The sequence below is a fragment of the Paenibacillus sp. 01T422 genome (genome assembly GCF_056398785.1).
The window spans coordinates 1-2,201 of sequence record NZ_JBFTQB010001289.1; the positions used below are offsets into that span (position 1 = coordinate 1).

The window sequence follows — 2,201 nt, forward strand, 5'->3', positions numbered from 1 at the left end:
GTGGATGTTATCGCGATCGCACCTGTTATCGAGTCAGGCTGGGAACCGATTTTGAAAGAAATTAAACAAGCTGGCATTCCGCTTATTATTTTGGACCGATTGGTCAATGTGAGTGATCCTTCTTTGTATGTGACCTATATAGGCTCAGATTTTTATGAAGAGGGCAGAAAAGCCGGGAAATATGCGATTGATAAAATGAGCAGTAAAAAAGATACCGTTGGCATCGTTGAGCTCGGAGGCACCGAAGGGTCGACACCCTCCATTGCCAGAGGAAAAGGGTTTCGAGATGTCATTAAAGACCATGAGAATTTAAAGATTTTAAAGAGCGAAGCAGCTGATTTTACGTTTGCGCAGGGGAAACAAGTCATGAAGACTTTTCTGAATACAATAGGTAATGAAATTAACGTTCTTTATTCGCATAATGACGATATGGCTTTAGGTGCAATTGAGGCGATTGAGGAGTATGGACTTCGTCCTGGTAAGGATATTATCATTATTTCTGTAGATGGTACGAACAAAGCATTTGAGAAAATGGCTGAGGGTAAAATTAATAGTGTCGTGGAATGCAACCCCTTGTTAGGGCCTAACTTAATGCAAGCTGTCAACGAACTTATGCAAGGTAGGAGCTTGCCCAAAAGAATCGTAACGCCTGAGAGCGTTTTTACGGAGACGATGGCTTTAGAGGAGGTTGGTAAAAGGAAGTATTGAGGTGTGGGCGTGAAGCTTCAACAACTTTCGAGCTTCAGTAGTTTGATTATAAGTTCTAAATGTTCAACCACCACACAGGGTGGTTTTTTTGTTATGCTTGTGGAAGGCTACATGCTTGAACAATTCATGCATATATTGACTAATAGGCATGTAGTTGTATAATACATATATTAACAAATAATTGCATCATACAATCATATCCAAAATAAACCATTCGTTATCAGTGAAAAGGGGAGACGAAGTGACGAGCAGCTCATCAGGCCGATCGGCGTTTTGGTTCATTATTTTAGCTATCTTTTTCGGAAACTTTATGTCCATTCTCAGCTCGACCACAATTAACGTGGCGTTCCCAATATTTATGAAAGATTTCGGTGCTGAGCTTGGCAAGGTTCAGTGGATGATTACCGGATTTTTACTCGCTACGGGTGTTGTCGCTCCAATTGTGGGCTATTTCGGTGACAGATTCAGCTATAAAAGATTATACATTTTCGCGCTGTCGGGGTTTACGTTGTTCTCCGCATTATGCACGGTAGCCTGGAGCATCGATACGCTCATTCTTTTCCGTATCCTGCAGAACACTCTTCTTTTTCCTTGTGGGAGTGGCGGCGCTCATCTACTTCATCCGCAGGGAACTGCGCGTAGCTAATCCGCTTCTTAACCTTAGCGTGTTCCGAACGAACCGTTTCACGTACAGCTTGATCATTAACTGTATCATTACTGCTTCATTGTACTCGGGCACTCTGTTAATTCCAGTGTTTGTGCAGGACGTCCAGCATTCGACCCCGCTGGTTACAGCACTCGTACTGCTGCCTGGCTCGCTGGTCATGGCACTCTGTTCTCCCATTGTTGGTAAGCTGTACAGCAGCACGGGGCCTTTTCCTCTCATTATGGGCGGTGTAGCTCTGTTAATTGTATCCAATTGGGAGCTAAGCCATATTAGCTTGAATGCTTCCCACGTATATGCCGCTGGCTGGATGACAATTCGTTATGTCGGTATATCACTTGCTTTCATGCCGGTCATGAATGCGGGAATGTCGTCCATTTCGAAGGAGAGGTCCGGGCACGCTTCATCTGTGACGAACTGGGTGAGGCAAGCAACGGGGGCGTTATCAATTGGCGTGTTTAGTTCTCTACTTGCTTCAAGGTCAATAGCTCACCAAAAGGAACTAGGCGGAGATGCGTCGGCAAGCGCCTCATTCCTACGAGATCAGGGCATGACGCTAGCGGTTCAGGATGTTTTTCTGATCGCCACGTTAATCTGTATCGTGGCTATTCCTCTAACTTTCATTCTGAGAGAGAAGCGAAATAAGCATCAGCCTGTGGGTCTCCAAGAGTAATGAATTTTGCCTTGCAGAGAGGAAAATGAGTGAATTCCGGATTAATATCACAATGAGGAAACAAGCTGCACGCAAGCTTGTTTTTTTTAATATATGTTAAAATTTGGATAATAAAAGTTAGAAAGGAATGAGATTAATGATTGAATGCCCTTGGTG

3 protein-coding genes are annotated in these 2,201 nt (G+C 43.8%); all 3 read left to right on the forward strand.

The annotated features are described in order from the left end of the window. The coding region (locus AC1DUA_RS38080; protein ID WP_477504641.1) for an ABC transporter substrate-binding protein at positions 1-708 on the forward strand (708 nt) is incomplete at its 5' end. Between the two features lie 241 nt (positions 709-949). Next, positions 950-1,354, forward strand: coding sequence for an MFS transporter (locus tag AC1DUA_RS38085; protein ID WP_477504642.1), 405 nt, complete (start codon positions 950-952; stop codon positions 1,352-1,354). Continuing rightward, positions 1,308-2,045, forward strand: a complete 738-nt coding sequence (locus AC1DUA_RS38090) for an MFS transporter (protein ID WP_477504643.1) — start codon at positions 1,308-1,310, stop codon at positions 2,043-2,045. The genes AC1DUA_RS38085 and AC1DUA_RS38090 overlap by 47 nt, the downstream gene beginning before the upstream one ends. Positions 2,046-2,201: the final 156 nt, after the last annotated feature.